Origin of the sequence: Aminipila terrae (assembly GCF_010120715.1) — a bacterium.
In the GTDB taxonomy this organism is placed as follows: Bacteria; Bacillota; Clostridia; order Peptostreptococcales; family Anaerovoracaceae; genus Aminipila; species Aminipila terrae.
Genome location: NZ_CP047591.1, coordinates 1,804,938 through 1,820,064, shown reverse-complemented (window position 1 = coordinate 1,820,064; position 15,127 = coordinate 1,804,938). Strand labels below are relative to the sequence as shown.

17 protein-coding genes and 1 pseudogene are annotated in these 15,127 nt (G+C 37.6%); 3 read left to right on the top strand and 15 right to left on the bottom strand.

Going from position 1 to position 15,127, the window contains the following annotated elements; translation table 11 throughout:
* Positions 1–191: 191 nt before the first annotated feature.
* Genes Ami3637_RS08700 through Ami3637_RS18495 form a run of 3 tightly spaced genes read left to right on the top strand, consistent with a single transcriptional unit; the run spans position 192 to position 2,459 of the window.
* Entirely contained in the window at positions 192–434 is a 243-nt protein-coding gene (locus tag Ami3637_RS08700) for a FeoA family protein (RefSeq protein ID WP_162362228.1), read from the top strand.
* Positions 427–1,584 carry a ferrous iron transporter B gene (locus Ami3637_RS18500; RefSeq protein WP_330586544.1) on the top strand — a complete coding sequence of 386 codons (1,158 nt, stop codon included), beginning with the start codon at positions 427–429 and terminating at the stop codon, positions 1,582–1,584. The genes Ami3637_RS08700 and Ami3637_RS18500 overlap by 8 nt, the downstream gene beginning before the upstream one ends.
* Before the next feature lie 8 nt (positions 1,585–1,592).
* Complete coding sequence (locus Ami3637_RS18495) at positions 1,593–2,459, top strand: ferrous iron transporter B (RefSeq protein WP_330586543.1); 867 nt, start codon at positions 1,593–1,595, stop codon at positions 2,457–2,459.
* Between the two features lie 76 nt (positions 2,460–2,535).
* Here the strand turns inward: Ami3637_RS18495 and Ami3637_RS19250 are convergent, their stop codons facing one another.
* The 15 genes and pseudogenes from Ami3637_RS19250 to Ami3637_RS08625 all read right to left on the bottom strand — a co-directional run bounded on the left by Ami3637_RS19250 (position 2,536) and on the right by Ami3637_RS08625 (position 15,118).
* Positions 2,536–3,132, bottom strand: a complete 597-nt coding sequence (locus Ami3637_RS19250) for a citrate/2-methylcitrate synthase (RefSeq protein ID WP_330586542.1) — start codon at positions 3,130–3,132, stop codon at positions 2,536–2,538.
* A pseudogene (locus Ami3637_RS19245) lies at positions 3,093–3,916 on the bottom strand (citrate/2-methylcitrate synthase). Before Ami3637_RS19245 ends, Ami3637_RS19250 begins: the two are co-directional and overlap by 40 nt.
* A gap of 269 nt (positions 3,917–4,185) precedes the next feature.
* A complete protein-coding gene (locus Ami3637_RS17885; protein WP_162362227.1) occupies positions 4,186–4,311 on the bottom strand; it encodes a diguanylate cyclase in 126 nt (41 codons plus the stop codon).
* On the bottom strand, positions 4,302–5,234 hold the full coding sequence (locus Ami3637_RS17880) for a transporter substrate-binding domain-containing diguanylate cyclase (RefSeq protein ID WP_162362226.1): 933 nt from the start codon (positions 5,232–5,234) through the stop codon (positions 4,302–4,304). Before Ami3637_RS17880 ends, Ami3637_RS17885 begins: the two co-directional genes overlap by 10 nt.
* Positions 5,235–5,281: 47 nt before the next feature.
* Positions 5,282–6,409: a transporter substrate-binding domain-containing protein gene (locus tag Ami3637_RS17875; RefSeq protein ID WP_162362225.1), complete on the bottom strand. Its 1,128-nt coding sequence runs from the start codon at positions 6,407–6,409 to the stop codon at positions 5,282–5,284.
* Between the two features lie 132 nt (positions 6,410–6,541).
* Positions 6,542–6,976, bottom strand: a complete 435-nt coding sequence (gene atpC / locus Ami3637_RS08670; protein ID WP_162362224.1) for an ATP synthase F1 subunit epsilon — start codon at positions 6,974–6,976, stop codon at positions 6,542–6,544.
* A gap of 27 nt (positions 6,977–7,003) precedes the next feature.
* Positions 7,004–8,398 (bottom strand): F0F1 ATP synthase subunit beta, encoded by a 1,395-nt coding sequence (gene atpD / locus Ami3637_RS08665; RefSeq protein ID WP_162362223.1) that lies wholly within the window; start codon positions 8,396–8,398, stop codon positions 7,004–7,006.
* A gap of 35 nt (positions 8,399–8,433) precedes the next feature.
* Complete coding sequence (gene atpG, locus Ami3637_RS08660; RefSeq protein WP_162362222.1) at positions 8,434–9,300, bottom strand: ATP synthase F1 subunit gamma; 867 nt, start codon at positions 9,298–9,300, stop codon at positions 8,434–8,436.
* 108 nt (positions 9,301–9,408) lie between these two features.
* The gene (gene atpA, locus Ami3637_RS08655; RefSeq protein ID WP_162362221.1) at positions 9,409–10,917 is read right to left on the bottom strand and encodes a F0F1 ATP synthase subunit alpha; all 1,509 of its coding nucleotides are present in this window, start codon (positions 10,915–10,917) and stop codon (positions 9,409–9,411) included.
* A 16-nt stretch (positions 10,918–10,933) separates the two neighbouring features.
* Positions 10,934–11,467 (bottom strand): ATP synthase F1 subunit delta, encoded by a 534-nt coding sequence (gene atpH, locus Ami3637_RS08650; protein WP_162362220.1) that lies wholly within the window; start codon positions 11,465–11,467, stop codon positions 10,934–10,936.
* Positions 11,455–11,961 carry a F0F1 ATP synthase subunit B gene (gene atpF / locus Ami3637_RS08645; protein WP_162362219.1) on the bottom strand — a complete coding sequence of 169 codons (507 nt, stop codon included), beginning with the start codon at positions 11,959–11,961 and terminating at the stop codon, positions 11,455–11,457. The genes atpH and atpF overlap by 13 nt, the downstream gene beginning before the upstream one ends.
* A 46-nt stretch (positions 11,962–12,007) precedes the next feature.
* On the bottom strand, positions 12,008–12,226 hold the full coding sequence (gene atpE, locus Ami3637_RS08640) for an ATP synthase F0 subunit C (RefSeq protein ID WP_162362218.1): 219 nt from the start codon (positions 12,224–12,226) through the stop codon (positions 12,008–12,010).
* A 133-nt stretch (positions 12,227–12,359) separates the two neighbouring features.
* Positions 12,360–13,052, bottom strand: a complete 693-nt coding sequence (gene atpB / locus Ami3637_RS08635) for a F0F1 ATP synthase subunit A (RefSeq protein WP_162362217.1) — start codon at positions 13,050–13,052, stop codon at positions 12,360–12,362.
* A gap of 48 nt (positions 13,053–13,100) precedes the next feature.
* Positions 13,101–13,403, bottom strand: a complete 303-nt coding sequence (locus tag Ami3637_RS08630) for a hypothetical protein (RefSeq protein ID WP_162362216.1) — start codon at positions 13,401–13,403, stop codon at positions 13,101–13,103.
* A gap of 401 nt (positions 13,404–13,804) precedes the next feature.
* Positions 13,805–15,118, bottom strand: a complete 1,314-nt coding sequence (locus Ami3637_RS08625) for an MATE family efflux transporter (protein ID WP_162362215.1) — start codon at positions 15,116–15,118, stop codon at positions 13,805–13,807.
* Positions 15,119–15,127: the final 9 nt, after the last annotated feature.

The following is a 15,127-nucleotide window of genomic DNA, read 5'->3' as shown; positions in this document are numbered from 1 at the left end:
TTTAGTACTTGACAGTACTAATATGCTCTTCCTTATTTGACAAATTGCCCCAAATTTGCTGTTGTCTGTCAACCCTTCTCCTTTTCTTGACTTTTTGTATTTTTTTCTCTATACTGTTTGCAGTAGCTAACTACTTAAGGGTAATTTTAATATAAATTTTATATTTTTAAAACGTATTTTTGAGGTAATAAATGGTATTAACTTTAGATAAATTAAAACCGGGATGTAGCGGCATCATCAGTGCCGTAGGTGGCGAAGGAGCTCTTCGGCGCAGACTGTTTGACTTAGGACTGACTCCAAACACCCTGGTACTGGTAAGAAAAGTGGCTCCTTTGGGAGATCCCATCGAACTTTATTTGCGGGGCTTTGAGCTCACATTAAGAAAGGAAGACGCAAACCGCATTCAGGTTAAAGAGGTGTCCGTAGATGAATAAAAAGCACTTACATAAGATTAATATCGCTTTAATAGGGAATCCCAACTGTGGTTTGACAACTGTCTTTAATCAGATGACCGGTGGCCAGCAGCATGCTGGCTATTTTTCCACGTCCCACAGGGCAACAAAAGAAGGACCCGTACGTAGACACAAAGGAGTCAGCGTTATCGAACTGCCCGGAACTTATTCCCTTTCTGCCTATACCGTTGATGATGTTGATACAAGAGATATACTGTTAAAAGGCCGGCCAGATGTAATCGTCAACATTATTGATTCCACCTCTATCGAAAGGAATCTCTATTTAACTCTGCAGTTAATGGAACTGGAAATTCCTATGGTTTTAGCCCTTAATATGATGGATGAAGTCAAAAGCAATAAGATTTCTATCGATATTCAAAAATTATCAGAGGAGCTTACTATTCCCGTTATACCTATCTCCGCAAGTAAAAATGATGGCATTCATGATTTAATACATTATGCTATAGAAGCAGCTCAGAAACAGACCATTCCCCAAAAGCTTGATTTCTGTACAGGATACATCCACACTGCCATTCACTCAATAGCTCATTTAATAAGTGAAGATGCTGAAAGAGCAGGCCTTCCTTTGCGGTTCTGTTGTACAAAAGTAGTAGAAGGTGATGAGCCTATTCTAAAAGAACTGGCCCTTAAAGGTCCGGAGCTTGATATCATATGGCACATTGTAGAAGATATGGAAAATCATCTTCATACGGACCGGGAAGCAGCCATGGCTGATATGAGGTATGCCTTTATCGAAAAGATTTGTGCTGGGGCAGTAACCAGAATATCTGAAAATACAAAAGAGCACGAGCGTTCCGTAAAAATTGATAAAATTCTGACTCACAGAATTTTTGCTATACCAATATTTGTGGGAATTATGTTTCTTGTATTCTATTTTACTTTCAGCTCTGTAGGGGCTTTCCTCAGTGCCCAGCTTTCCAGATTCATTGATATGATTATTGATTTTATAAGTACCGGCCTTATAGGTGCAGGAGTCAGTCCTGTTCTGTATGCTTTAATCATAGATGGGATTTGCGCAGGCGTAGGGAGTGTATTATCGTTCCTTCCAATTATCGCAGTACTATTCTTCTTTTTGTCTATTTTAGAAGACAGTGGTTACACCCCCGGGTAGCCTTCGTAATGGATAAGCTTTTACGAAAACTAGGGCTTTCAGGACGATCCATTGTGCCAATGCTTATTGGCTTCGGTTGTTCCGTCCCTGCTATTATGGCTACCAGGTCTCTCTCAAGTACAAGAGACAGACAACTGACTATTGCTTTAATCCCATTTATGTCCTGCAGCGCAAAGCTTCCTATTTACGCTATGTTTACTGCGGCATTTTTCAGTCACGATAAAGCGCTTATAATGACCGCCATTTATCTTACCGGCATTATTGTCGCCATCATATGTGCTTCAATTTTTAAAAATACTATTTTTAAAGGCAATCCCGTTCCTTTTATAATGGTGCTTCCACCTTACCGCGTACCTGCGGCTAAAAGTGTCTGTCTCCGAATGTGGGAAAATGTTAAGGGTTTTATAAAAAAAGCATTTACGGTTATATTTATAGCTACTATTGTTATATGGTTCCTTCAAAGTTTTGATTTTGGATTAAATCTGGTAAACAACAGCGAAAGCAGCATCTTAGCGTCCCTGGGACGGGCAGTTTCTCCAATATTTTCTCCTCTTGGATTCGGAGACTGGAGAGCTGCGACCGCACTAATAACCGGACTTTCTGCAAAAGAAGCGGTAGTAAGCACTATGGCTGTTTTAACTGGAGCCACAGAAGGTGCTTCATTGACCACAATGCTTACGGAAATCTTTACACCTTTATCAGCGTTTGCCTTTATCGCTTTCTGTCTTCTATATATGCCTTGCGTAGCCACACTGGCAACAATCAGAAGAGAGCTGGGGGGATGGCGTTATGCTATCCTGACTGTATGCTTCCAAACCACAGTAGCCTGGATAACGGCTTTTATCATCTATAATGTAGGAAGCCTGATTCTTTAAATAATTTCTTTATAAAAAAAGGTTGATGCCCATTGCATCAACCTTTTATGTTTTAATTCAGCGTTTTTCCTTCTTCTTATCTTTCGCCGATAGGAATATAATCACACAATTCAGCTACATCTTTATAGGCCGGCCTTATGATTTTACCTGCATTGATTAGTTCTTCTATTCTATGGGCACTCCACCCTGCCATTCTTGCTATGGCAAATATAGGTGTATAAAGCTCTAAAGGCAAATCCAGCATACTATAAACAAATCCGCTGTAAAAGTCAATGTTTGCGCTGACTCCTTTATATATCTTTCTTTCCTGACAGATAATTTCTGCAGCGATTCGCTCAACACTGGCATATAGTGCATATTCTTTTCCCTTGTTTTTTTCCTTGGCCAGACTTTCTACGAACTTTTTAAAAATTTCTGCCCTTGGATCTGATAGGGAATATACCGCATGACCCATGCCATATATCAGTCCGGATTTATCAAACCCTTCCCCATTTAACAGTTTTTTCAGATATTCCCTGATCTGAGCTTCATCTTCCCAGTCAGCGACACATGACTTCATATCATCAAACATCTGCACCACTTTTATGTTGGCACCTCCATGTTTAGGCCCTTTTAAAGAACCTAAAGCTGCTGCTATGGCAGAGTACGTATCTGTACCTGATGAAGATACCACATGGGTAGTAAATGTTGAGTTATTCCCCCTCCATGCTCTGCGTGAAGAACCAAAGCCAAGTCTAAAATCCTAGCCTCAAGTTCTGTGTACTGGCTGTCTGGTCTCAGCATGTGGAGTATGTTTTCTGCTGTTGATAATTCGGACTTTGGTATGTGTATATAAAGGCTATCCCTGTAATGATAATGTCTGGATGCCTGATATCCGTACACTGCAAGCAGAGGAAATACTGCAGTAAGCAGAAGGCACTGTCTAAGTACATTTGGTATGGAGGTATCATTAGGCTTCTGATCATAGGAATGCAGCGTCAATACCCCCTTGCCAGACTATTCATCATATCTGTGCTAGGAGCCTTCATAATAATATCTCTAACAAAACTCGGTGGCAATGTGCGATATTCCGCCAAAAGCCGGTTAAAATCCTCTAGTTCCTTTTTAGAAGGTAAACTTCCAAAAATAAGGAGATATGCTACCTCTTCAAAGCCAAAACGTTTTTCATTAACAAACCCTCTTACTATATCATTTATGTTTACACCCCGGTAATACAATCTACCTGGTGCCGGAATTTTTTCTCCAGTTTGCTCATCTACATCAAAAGCATATATCCCGGAAATTTCTGTTAGCCCTGTAAGTACACCATTTCCTTTCAGATCTCGAAGTCCCCTGTTCACTTCATACTTCTTATACAACGAAGCCTCAATCGTACTGTTCTTTACACATTTTTCAGCCAGTCCCTGGATTTCTTTTGTTATTTTTGAATATTTGTCATCTAATCTATCGCTATACATATTTTCTGTTCCCACACCCCCCGTTATTACTTTATAAGCAAATTAATACATTTTTGCTTTATTTAATTACTGTATTAGTTAAATAATTATTAGGAATCCCCCGCTATTTCAATACATTTTTAATATATTATAAATAAAAACATGTTCCTTGTAAAGACAAATTAGTCCATTGATTTTATTTTCCAGTATAATATCATGATAAAAAGGACTGAACCTGGCAAATAACAGGCTTCAGTCCTTAAAATTTACTTCATGTGCTTTATCCTTTTTTACAGTTCTTCATAGAATACTACTTTATCTTTACCCGTTTTTTTTGCTTTATACAAAGCCTGATCTGCTTTTTCATATAATTCTTTAAAGCTATATGTTTCATATCCAAATAAAGTTACTCCCACGCTTGCAGATATGGTCCCCACTTTTCATCTTCGTGAGAAATCTGCTCAATAACCTTATGGATTTTTTTAGCCAGATGAGCTGCCTCATTTTTCCCTGTAATATTTTTAAAGAGAAATAAGAATTCATCTCCACCTAATCTGCCCACAAGGTTTTCCTCACCGGCAACAAGTTCCAGTTCCAGTGCAATTCGCTTTAGCAAAGTGTCTCCCTCAGGATGTCCATATCTGTCATTAATACTCTTAAAGCCATCCAGATCAATAATCACCAGGCTATGTAAATCATAATTAGGGTAATTTGTCCGTTGCAGGCTTATTTGATTATCTACACTTATTTTCAACAAAAATTCTTTTAATTCGGATTCAATCTTGCGTCTGTTAAACAGTCCTGTTAATGAGTCTGTTTCTGCTTCATTACGTAAGGAATTTTCCATTCTGCTTTTTTCTATATTTAAAAATTCTATCATTTTAAGATTTGTTGCATTCATTTTATTCTTTAGCATGATTATATAAATCAGAACACCTATAGCCGCAGCAACCAAAACTATGATGGAGCCTAAGAAGAATTGGGGATTTGAATAGTACAGCTTTCTAAACTTAGGTTGTTCATATACAACATAATTACTTAAAATAATATTTGACAATTCCATATCAGAAATGCAGTGAAGGCCCTTGTTTAATATATTTAAAAGCTCAATATCTTCATTTTTCGAAACCCCTAAAGATAAATCTTCAGAATATCCAATTAAATCCTGTCTGATTAAATTTACAAATTTAGGATTGGCCAGGTAGTAATTTGCAGCGTAAGCATTGGCTATTGTAGCATCCGCTTCCCCAGAGTTAACAGCTTCAAAGCAATCTTCTACCGTGTCATATTCCTTTACGTCATAATTCTTGAGTATATCCAGATAGTAATCTTTTGGCATGGCAATCTGCTTTATACCATCAAAATTACGATCTTTTGCAATTACCCCTACCAGGGATGCATTAATACAAATACTGGAGGTGTATATGCCCTCTTATCTGAAATGTTGTAATCGTGGGATACCAGACTAATCATATCCGCTTTTCCCGTCTTTACATCATTTAAAGCCTCACTTAAATCTTTTGCTCTGATAAACTCAAACTTAAGCCCAGTATATTTTGATAATAGGTCAAACAGGTCTTTTGTAACGCCTTTTATATTTCCCGTTTCCTTATCATAATATTCAATGGGCTGCCAGCCCTGATCATATGCAACTTTTACAGTTCTTTTTTCATTTATATAGTTAAGTTCCTCCACGGTAAAAGATGGAGCTGCAACGTTTCCCTTAATAAAATATTTATTTTGTATCTGCATATCATAAGAGGGATTGCTGTTTTTTATATTCTGCATGGACTTATTTAACTCACCCATCAATTCCTGGTTATTCTTATTTATGCCATAATACAGAGGGCGTTGATCCATCCTGCCGATTACTTTATTATATTTTTTATTTGTCTCAACAGAAGTAAAAATTGCTTGAACCTGACCCTTTTCCAAAGCAGCTTCCATATCTTTCAGAGTTTTATAGTATTTTTTATGTAATTTTATATGATTCTGATAGGAATAATCATCTAAATAGGACTCTTGATAATCATCTTGTAATACCCCTACAGAAATTCCGTTAATCTTGGAAAAATCGTCAAAATTTAAGTGTGTATCGGTATTTTTTGTATATAACTGTGCCTGAGATACTCTGTTAGATAAGTGTGAATAGATGATTTTGTCAGACTTTAGTGCTTCTTTATCTATTCCTCCAACAATATCCACCTCACCATTTTCCAACATTCTGATACAATCCGGAAATGAAGCTATGATGAATTCATAGTCCCATCCTGCAAATTGAGATATTTCTTTTAAGTAGTCATATCCATATCCTGAATATACACCGTTTTTATCAACTTCCTGATATCGGTCATAGAGATAGTAGCCAACCTTTACGACTTTCTTTTCCTTGGGCAATTTTATATCCCCATAGCTGACTTGGGGTTGTATAAAAACCAGCATTGTAATGAAAGCTAAAAAAGCAACAGAAACTCTAACTAATATCTCAATTAAATGCTGATTCATCTTCATCATAATACTGTTTCTCCCTTAATTTTAAGTTATTAATAGTATATTAAAAATTTTGACAATTTTCTACCTAATTTTGGAATTATCAAAAAATAATTAAAAAAGGTGGATATTAAAATCCACCTTTTCTTTAAAAGTTTATCTTTTTCGTCTGGCACCATTTTCTGCCAGATTCATTCTGCTAATCTGTTTTAATAAGCTGACTTGTGCTCTGGCAAGCTCGTCTGCACCTGTATTGGTTTCATTATGGGATTCAAGCCATTTTTCTACAGTAGCTTTCCTCTTGGAAGCTCTTTCTATATCAATTTCTTCAACCCATTCAGCAGCGTCTGTATATATAACGAAATTCTCTTTTACGTCAATATACCCGCCAGCTATAGATGCAGCCTTAAACTCATTAGAGCCCTCTTCCTTGATCCACATAACTCCTATATCAAGAAGCTTACATGCCCAAGTGTGGTCTGCCATAAATCCCTCTTCACCTGTTAAGGTTCTGACTATAACCATCTCAACCTTATCTTTATAGAATAGTTTTGAAGGTGTTATAACTTCAAGTAATACACTCTTAGCCATTTTATTATCTCCCTTCCCGGCGAAAAATTATTTTGACGCCTTAAACTTTTCTACAACTTCGTCTATACCACCTGCAAGCAAGAACATAGATTCAGGGATTTCATCGTGCTTACCTTCAAGAATTTCTTTAAATCCTCGTATTGTTTCCTTTAATGGAAGATATTTTCCTTCCATACCAGTGAACTGCTCTGCAACACTAAATGGCTGAGATAAGAATCTCTGGATTTTTCTTGCTCGGGAAACGATAAGTTTATCAGAATCTGACAACTCATCCATACCAAGAATTGCGATAATATCCTGTAAATCCTTATATCTCTGAAGAACTTCCTGTACGCCTCTGGCTGTGTCATAGTGTTCATCACCAAGAATATTAGGATCCATAATTCTTGAAGTAGATTCAAGCGGGTCAACTGCCGGATAAATACCAAGCGCACTGATTGAACGTGACAATACTGTCGTAGCATCCAAGTGAGCAAAAGTAGTTGCCGGAGCAGGGTCAGTCAAGTCATCAGCAGGTACATAAATAGCCTGTACTGATGTAATAGAACCCTTCTTTGTTGAAGTAATTCTTTCCTGCAATGCACCCATTTCAGTAGCAAGTGTTGGTTGATAGCCTACCGCTGATGGTACACGTCCTAGTAGTGCCGATACCTCTGAACCTGCTTGTGTAAATCTGAAGATATTGTCAATGAACAGAAGTACATCCTGTCCTTCAACATCTCTGAAGTATTCTGCCATAGTTAAACCTGTCAGGGCTACTCTCATTCTGGCTCCCGGCGGTTCATTCATCTGACCAAATACCATAGCTGTTTTATCAATAACGCCTGATTCTATCATTTCATAGTACAGGTCATTACCTTCTCTTGTTCTTTCACCAACGCCAGCAAATACAGAAATACCGCCATGTTCTTTTGCGATATTACTGATAAGTTCCTGAATAAGAACTGTTTTGCCTACACCAGCACCGCCGAAAAGACCAACCTTTCCGCCTCTGGTATATGGTGCAATTAAGTCGATAACCTTGATTCCCGTTTCGAAAATCCTCGCACTTGTATCCTGTTCTTCAAAAGGTGGAGCATCTCTGTGAATAGAGTGCTTTTCCGCTGTAGCAACAGGACCTTTTTCATCTATTGTTTCACCTATAACATTAAATAATCTGCCCAGTACTTCTTTCCCTACAGGAACCTGAATAGGAGCTCCTGTATTAATAGCTTCCATACCTCTTGTTAAGCCATCTGTAGCTGATAAAGCAACACATTTTACGATATCATCTCCAACGTGCTGTGAAACTTCTGCCACAATATCTCTGCCCTCGTGCTTTATGATGATAGCATTTAACAGTTCAGGCATATGTTCGGGTGAAAATTTTATATCAATAACCGGTCCGATAATCTGGTGAATAATACCTTTATTCTGTTCCATATTCCAAACCACCTCCCTACTTCTTTTGTAACAACTTATTTTTGGGCTTCTGCCCCTGCAACAATTTCAATAATCTCATCTGTGATAGCAGCCTGTCTAGCTCTGTTATAGAATAGAGACAGATTTTCCAGCATTTCTCTGGCATTATCTGTAGCGTTTTCCATAGCCATTCTTCTGGCAGCATGTTCACAGGTAGCAGATTCAACAATAGCTCCGTATACCTTTATTTCGACATATTTAGGAATCAAATATTCAAATACAGCCTCAACCGATGGCTCATATTCAACTTCTCTGTCATGTTTAATTACTTCCGGGTCATTTTTTATATCAATAGGCAGTAATGTTTCGCGTTTCACTTCCTGCTCCATAGAGTTTTTAAAGGAAGTATAAATAATCACTACCTCATCAATTTCACCAGAATTATACATATCTATAATAGGTCTACTGATTTGTTTTGTTTCTAAGAAAGAAATACTCTCTGGAGCCTCTGAATATTCACTATAAATATCATAACCTCTCTTTGCGAAATATTCCTTTCCTTTTGTTCCTACAGCAACAATCACCGGTTTTTCGGGATCAGCCTTAATCTCAGCTTCTGCTTGTTTTATAATGTTGGAGTTAAATCCTCCACATAAGCCTCTGTTACTTGTTACAATAATGTAACAAGTTGTTTTAATCTCACGGCTCCCAGCCAGATACTGCTCTGGGGCATCACTGATATTGTTGAAAATATCTGCTATAGATTCTGTAATATAATGAAAATATTCAGTTGTTTTTTCGAAGGTGGCCTTAGCTCTTCTCAGCTTTGCAGCAGAAACGAGCTTCATCGCACTGGTTATGTGCTCTGTGCTGGTTACGCTCTTTATGCGGCGTTTTATATCCTGCATATTATTTGAAGCCATATTCTCCTCCTATAAAGACCTGTCCCAGTTCACCATGTAAACTATGGAAAGATCATTGCTTAAAAATCACAAATTGAACATTTGCAGATTTTTACTGTAGTGACATTCCTAGTTGTTTCGTACTTCTTTGTACTTTGTAATCGCTTCTTTAAGAATTTCTTCCGTAGCTTCATCAAGTTTGCCACTGGATTTGATGTTTTTACCAACCTGCGGATATTGTGTATCCATAAAGTCATAAAAACCATGTTCAAATTCTTTTATCTGCTCAACAGGAATGTCTGCAAGGAAGTGGTTAACTGCAGCATATATAATCATAACCTGATGTTCAACTGCAATTGGCTTATACTGTCCCTGCTTTAATATTTCCATTAAAATCAGTCCGTGATCCAGTCTGGCTCTTGTATCCTTATCAATATCCGAACCAAATTGTGAAAAGCTTGCCAGCTCGGTATACTGTGCCAATTCAAGCTTGATCTTGCTGGCTACCTGTTTCATGGCCTTTATCTGCGCATTACCACCTACACGGGATACAGAGATACCCGCATTAACAGCTGGTCTCTGTCCTGTAAAGAATAATTCTGTTTCCAGGAAGATCTGGCCGTCAGTGATGGAAATAACATTTGTCGGAATATATGCAGATACATCTCCAGCCTGAGTTTCAATAATAGGCAATGCTGTAATAGAGCCTCCGCCTAATTCATCAGAGAGCTTGGCAGCTCTTTCCAGTAATCTGCTGTGTAAATAGAATACATCTCCAGGATAAGCTTCTCGTCCTGGTGGTCTTCTAAGCAATAATGACATTGCTCTGTAGGCAACAGCATGTTTTGATAAGTCATCATAAATGATTAACACATCTTTGCCCTGATACATAAAATGTTCTGCCATAGCACAACCTGCATAAGGGGCAATATACTGAAGCGGTGCTACATCACTTGCTGTTGCAGACACAACAATAGAGTAACCCATGGCACCTTTATTTTCAAGAGTCTGTACCAACTGGGCTACTGTAGATTTCTTCTGTCCAATAGCAACATAAATACAAATTACGCCAGAATCCTTCTGGTTCAGAATAGTATCTATAGCGATAGCTGTTTTACCAGTCTGTCTGTCTCCGATAATCAGTTCTCTCTGTCCTCTGCCGATTGGTATCATGGAGTCAATAGCCTTGATACCAGTCTGTAAAGGCTGGTTAACTGATTTTCTTTGCAATACTCCTGGCGCTGGATATTCAACAGGTCTATGCGCTTCCGCACTGATAGGCCCTTTACCATCAAGAGGCTGACCTAATGCATTTACTACACGGCCAATTAAGTCATTACCTACCGGTACTTCAACAACCTTTCCTGTAGGTTTTACAATGTCACCTTCTTTTATGTTCTTGTCGGAACCAAGCATAACTGCACCAACGTTATCTTCTTCAAGATTTAACGCCATACCATATACTTCCCCTGGAAACTCAAGCAGTTCGCCCGCCATGCATTTCTCCAGTCCGTAAATTCTGGAAATGCCGTCTCCGACCTGTATAACAGTACCAAAATCAGAAATCTCAAGCTTATTTTTATAATTCTTAATCTGTTCTTTTATTACGGCACTTATTTCTTCGGGTTTGAGGTTCATGTCAGCAACCTCCTCTCTATATAATAGTATTGTTAAGGTCATCAAGACGCTTCCTGATAGATGCGTCAATAACCTTGCCGTCAATTAGTATTTTTATACCACCAATTAATTTGGTGTCAATTTCATTTTCAAGCTTAACATTTTGTTGTAAAAGCTTTCCTGTTTCAGCTTCAAATTTTTCGAGCCTATCAGTGCTAAGAGGCTTAACGGATAATATTTTTCCGTAAGAAATGCCCTCTTCTTTATTTAAAAGTTCCTTGTAAACCTTTATGGCTCTCTCAAAATGCCTTGTTCTTCCTTTATCAACCATGACATACAGGAAGTTCAAAAGCTCTTCCGAAATGCGGCCTTCCAAGATAGACTTTAAAACGTCTTTCTTTTCAGCAATGGAGATTACCGGAGTGTCGATAAAGGCACACAGATCAGGCTCTCGTTCTAACAATTCAAGAAACTGTGTGGCCTCATCAAGGATTACATCCTTTTTATTGACCTCACATGCCGCTTGAAATAGAGCATTACCATATGTCATTCCAACCGTTAATTCTGCCATTTCGCTGCACCTACCTGTTCAATGATATTATCAATTAGATGCTCCTGACCTTCCAGCTCTAAATCCTTTTCCAGGATTTTTTCTGCAGCAAGCAATGCCATTGCAGCAACCTGAGCCTTCATTTCTGCTAAAGCCTTCGCCTTCTGGCGTTCAACTTCATTTTCTGCATGAAGCTTTATTTCTGCTGCTTTTGCATTTGCTTCATTAATAATATCACTTGCCTGAGCTTCTGCTTTTATTTTTGCATTTTTAACTATTTCTCTACCTTCTTGTTCAACATTTGAAATGCGTTTGTTGTATTCATCCATTTTTTCATCAGCTCTTCTGTTAGTGTCTGCTGCATGATCAAATGAATCCTGAATAGACTGTTTTCTGTTTTCAAGCATTTCAATAAACGGCTTGTATAGAAACTTTGCCAAAACTGTCACAAGGATTAAAAAGTTTACAATAGCAAAGATAATCTCTGTGAAATTTATACCTAATGCTTCAACCATAAATAAACCCTCCTTGTGGCTGACTTGTTATAACGAAACAAATCAACTACATTTTTGATAGTAAAATAAAAGTAATTAGTAGTCCATAGATTGCTAAAGCTTCCATAAATGCCATACAAAGAATTAAGTTTGTACGAAGAGTACCTACCATCTCAGGTTGTCTTGCCATACCTTCCAAAGCTTTTGCTGATGCTATACCTTGACCAATACCAGGGCCGATAGTTGATAGACCGATAGCTAATGCTGCTGCTAATGCAATTGTCATTTTATTTTCTCCTTTCGTTTCTGCTGATAAACTTCAGCCGTATGTTTTTATAATTTATATATATTCTACTGTGAGGCTTAGAAGCCTCCAGTTAAATAAATATCCTATATAAAGAACTTTTAAAAACGTTGATTTAAATGTTCTGAGCCTTTAAACGCTCATGTTCCTCTGCTCCATGCTCTGCTGCTTCTGAAATATAAATTCCTGCAAGCAGAGAAAATACCATAGCCTGAATCAGTCCCATCAGTACGCTGAAAGCCTGCATAAGAATTGGAAGTCCAAAAGGAACCATACCGAAAAATGCGCTTGTTACAGCTTCTTCACCAAAGATGTTTCCGTAAAGTCGCAATGTAAGAGATATTGGTTTAACAATGTCTTCAAGTAACATAAGCGGGAACAGGAAAACGATAGGCTGTAATAAATGCTTATAGTACTTTAATCCATGAGTTTCTCTGATTCCAATAAACTGAACACAGAAGAAGACAATAATTGCCAGACCTGCTGGGAAGTTTATTGAACTGGTAGGTGCTTTTAATCCTGGTAACTCTCCTGAAAGAGGCAGTAAACCAGTATAGTTACATATCAGCACATAAATAAATAATGTTGCCACAAGCGGGAAATATTTACGTCCTGCATACTCACCCATTAAATCTTCAAAGAAACCACTAAGCTTTTCTACAATGACTTCTATAACATTCTGAAGCCCAGATGGAATCATTTCCATATGTCTGCTTGCCACAATCGCTAAAAAACAGAGAATCAGTGTTATAACTGAACTAGTTATCATAGCATTAGTAATCCCCATTGAATTTAACATTTCTATCATTTTGCTTTCCTCCTAAATGCAAATTAGTCTATATAGTTCTACGTTTTTTTACATCTCTGTTTTTTGTAATATCTTTTGGACAGAAAAAAGCTTGCCTGCTAAAACCAATGTAAAGGCAGTAGCTACTACCAGCGCAATAAAATCAAACGGAATCATGTTTCTAACTAAGAAAGTAACCAGCAAAATAATTGCATTTACCACATAGCTTATAATAAGCCTTGTAGTCACGGCTCCGATTTTAATCGTATTGTCTGTTTCTTTAACTAATTTTCTCCAAAGAAAAATGTATTTTAAAAATCCAGCCAACCCGCCATATAAAATACCAACTATGGCACCTATCACATATTCCAATTTTAGCAAACCTCTCTATAAAAAAACTATCCCAATATACAATTTTGTAATATTGACTTTATTATACTCTCAAATTTTCTGTTGTAAAGAATTGTTGTTTTTAAAAATTTTCTCACAATGTCCATTTTTGTCGAAAAATCGTTTATAATGCTTGAAATTAGTAGGTTCTCTAAGCTATCATTGTTTATTTTTATGCAACCATTTGCAAAAACTATTGTGAGCAAACTAGTAATTTTTATACTGTTTTAGCATACTTTGTAGCAACAAACTTGTCCTATTTTCATTTTTTTTACTATTGCCAGTGCATTTTTCCTTTAGAAAGTCTGATTTTAATCTTTGATTATTATTTATCATTCTTTTCATTATTATAATCACTCTTTTCACAATAATAAAATTTATTATTACACATCATGGATTACATTCTTTGCCCATTTTTTAGACCGGAATCTTCTAACTAATATAAAAGATTTTAAAATGTCTTCTGTCTTCACTAACAGCACCGCAAGATAAATAGGTAAATGTAGCACCAAAGCCGTAATAAAAGCCATAGGCACAGCATAAAGCCAGACGGTCCCTGTTTCCACGGCCATAGCAAAGATAGTATCTCCACCAGATCTTAGTATACCCGTAATGCAGATTCCATTATATACTATCAGCCACATAAATGCCCCATACACAAGGAGAATATAAAAAGCGTCCTCCCGCCCTGCAGGAGTCAAATCAAACAGGCTGATGATAAATTTAGAGCTGATCATGAGTACTCCCCCAGAAATAATTCCCAGAGCAATTCCTACACGCAGTAGTTTTCTTCCAAGTTCATAAGCAAAATCCAGCTTCCCTTCACCCAGTTTCTGTCCTACAAGAATCAAAGTAGCGTCACCAATGCTGAAGGCCGCCAGTATGAACAGATTGTTGATGACATTGCTTGCCTGGACTGCAGCATATTCGGTTACCCCCACACGGGCATAAGCAGCCACATACATGGCAGTTCCAACACTCCAGAAGGTTTCGTTCATAGTAGTTGGTACAGCATTTCTAACAATTCTTCTCACCAGTTGTCTGCTCCATCCAAAATGCTCAGAAAAATGTCCTGCCACTATATTCTTTTTTACAAACACTACGAAGAGAATTAAAAGAAGCTCAAAACACCTTGCAATCAGCGTGGCCAAAGCGGACCCTGTCACCCCCAGTTTTGGAGCCCCAAACTTTCCAAATATAAATACATAATTCAAAATAGTATTGGTGGTGAAAACAAATATGCTTATGTAAAGTGGTATTTTAGTCTGCTGTGTAGTTCGAAGAGCTGCAGTAAAAGGTACTGTCACGCTTATAGTCAGAAAGGTAAATGCGATTGTACGTATATATCCGGTGCCTAATTTAATCAGCTCAGGAATATTGGTAAAAAGCTTCATTACCGTCTGAGGGAAAAGCATGGCTATAAGAAAAAATACGAGGCTTATAGAAAGGCATACACAAATAGCAAAGCCTGTAGTTTTCTTAATGTTCGTTAAATCTTTAACACCCCAGAATTGAGCCATAAACGTAGCTACACCGCTGGTAAACCCAAACATCACTATCCAATGTATAAAACAAATCTGTATGGCAATGCCCACTGCCGCCAGTTCCGTCTCCCCCAGACTTCCAACCATTAAATTATCTATCAGGTTCAGGGAAGAAGAAATCAGGCTCTGCATGGCTATGGGCAATGCTATCACCAGCAATTT

Coding starts and splice junctions, on each gene's coding strand:
- atpC (WP_162362224.1), bottom strand. CDS start 6,976: ATGGCTAAGAGTGTATTACTTGAAGTTATAACACCTTCAAAACTATTC.
- atpG (WP_162362222.1), bottom strand. CDS start 9,300: ATGGCTTCAAATAATATGCAGGATATAAAACGCCGCATAAAGAGCGTA.
- Ami3637_RS18500 (WP_330586544.1), top strand. CDS start 427: ATGAATAAAAAGCACTTACATAAGATTAATATCGCTTTAATAGGGAAT.
- atpA (WP_162362221.1), bottom strand. CDS start 10,917: ATGAACCTCAAACCCGAAGAAATAAGTGCCGTAATAAAAGAACAGATT.
- Ami3637_RS18495 (WP_330586543.1), top strand. CDS start 1,593: ATGGATAAGCTTTTACGAAAACTAGGGCTTTCAGGACGATCCATTGTG.
- Ami3637_RS17875 (WP_162362225.1), bottom strand. CDS start 6,409: ATGATGAAGATGAATCAGCATTTAATTGAGATATTAGTTAGAGTTTCT.
- atpE (WP_162362218.1), bottom strand. CDS start 12,226: ATGACAATTGCATTAGCAGCAGCATTAGCTATCGGTCTATCAACTATC.
- atpH (WP_162362220.1), bottom strand. CDS start 11,467: ATGGCAGAATTAACGGTTGGAATGACATATGGTAATGCTCTATTTCAA.
- Ami3637_RS08700 (WP_162362228.1), top strand. CDS start 192: ATGGTATTAACTTTAGATAAATTAAAACCGGGATGTAGCGGCATCATC.
- Ami3637_RS17880 (WP_162362226.1), bottom strand. CDS start 5,234: ATGCCAAAAGATTACTATCTGGATATACTCAAGAATTATGACGTAAAG.
- atpD (WP_162362223.1), bottom strand. CDS start 8,398: ATGGAACAGAATAAAGGTATTATTCACCAGATTATCGGACCGGTTATT.
- atpB (WP_162362217.1), bottom strand. CDS start 13,052: ATGATAGAAATGTTAAATTCAATGGGGATTACTAATGCTATGATAACT.
- atpF (WP_162362219.1), bottom strand. CDS start 11,961: ATGGTTGAAGCATTAGGTATAAATTTCACAGAGATTATCTTTGCTATT.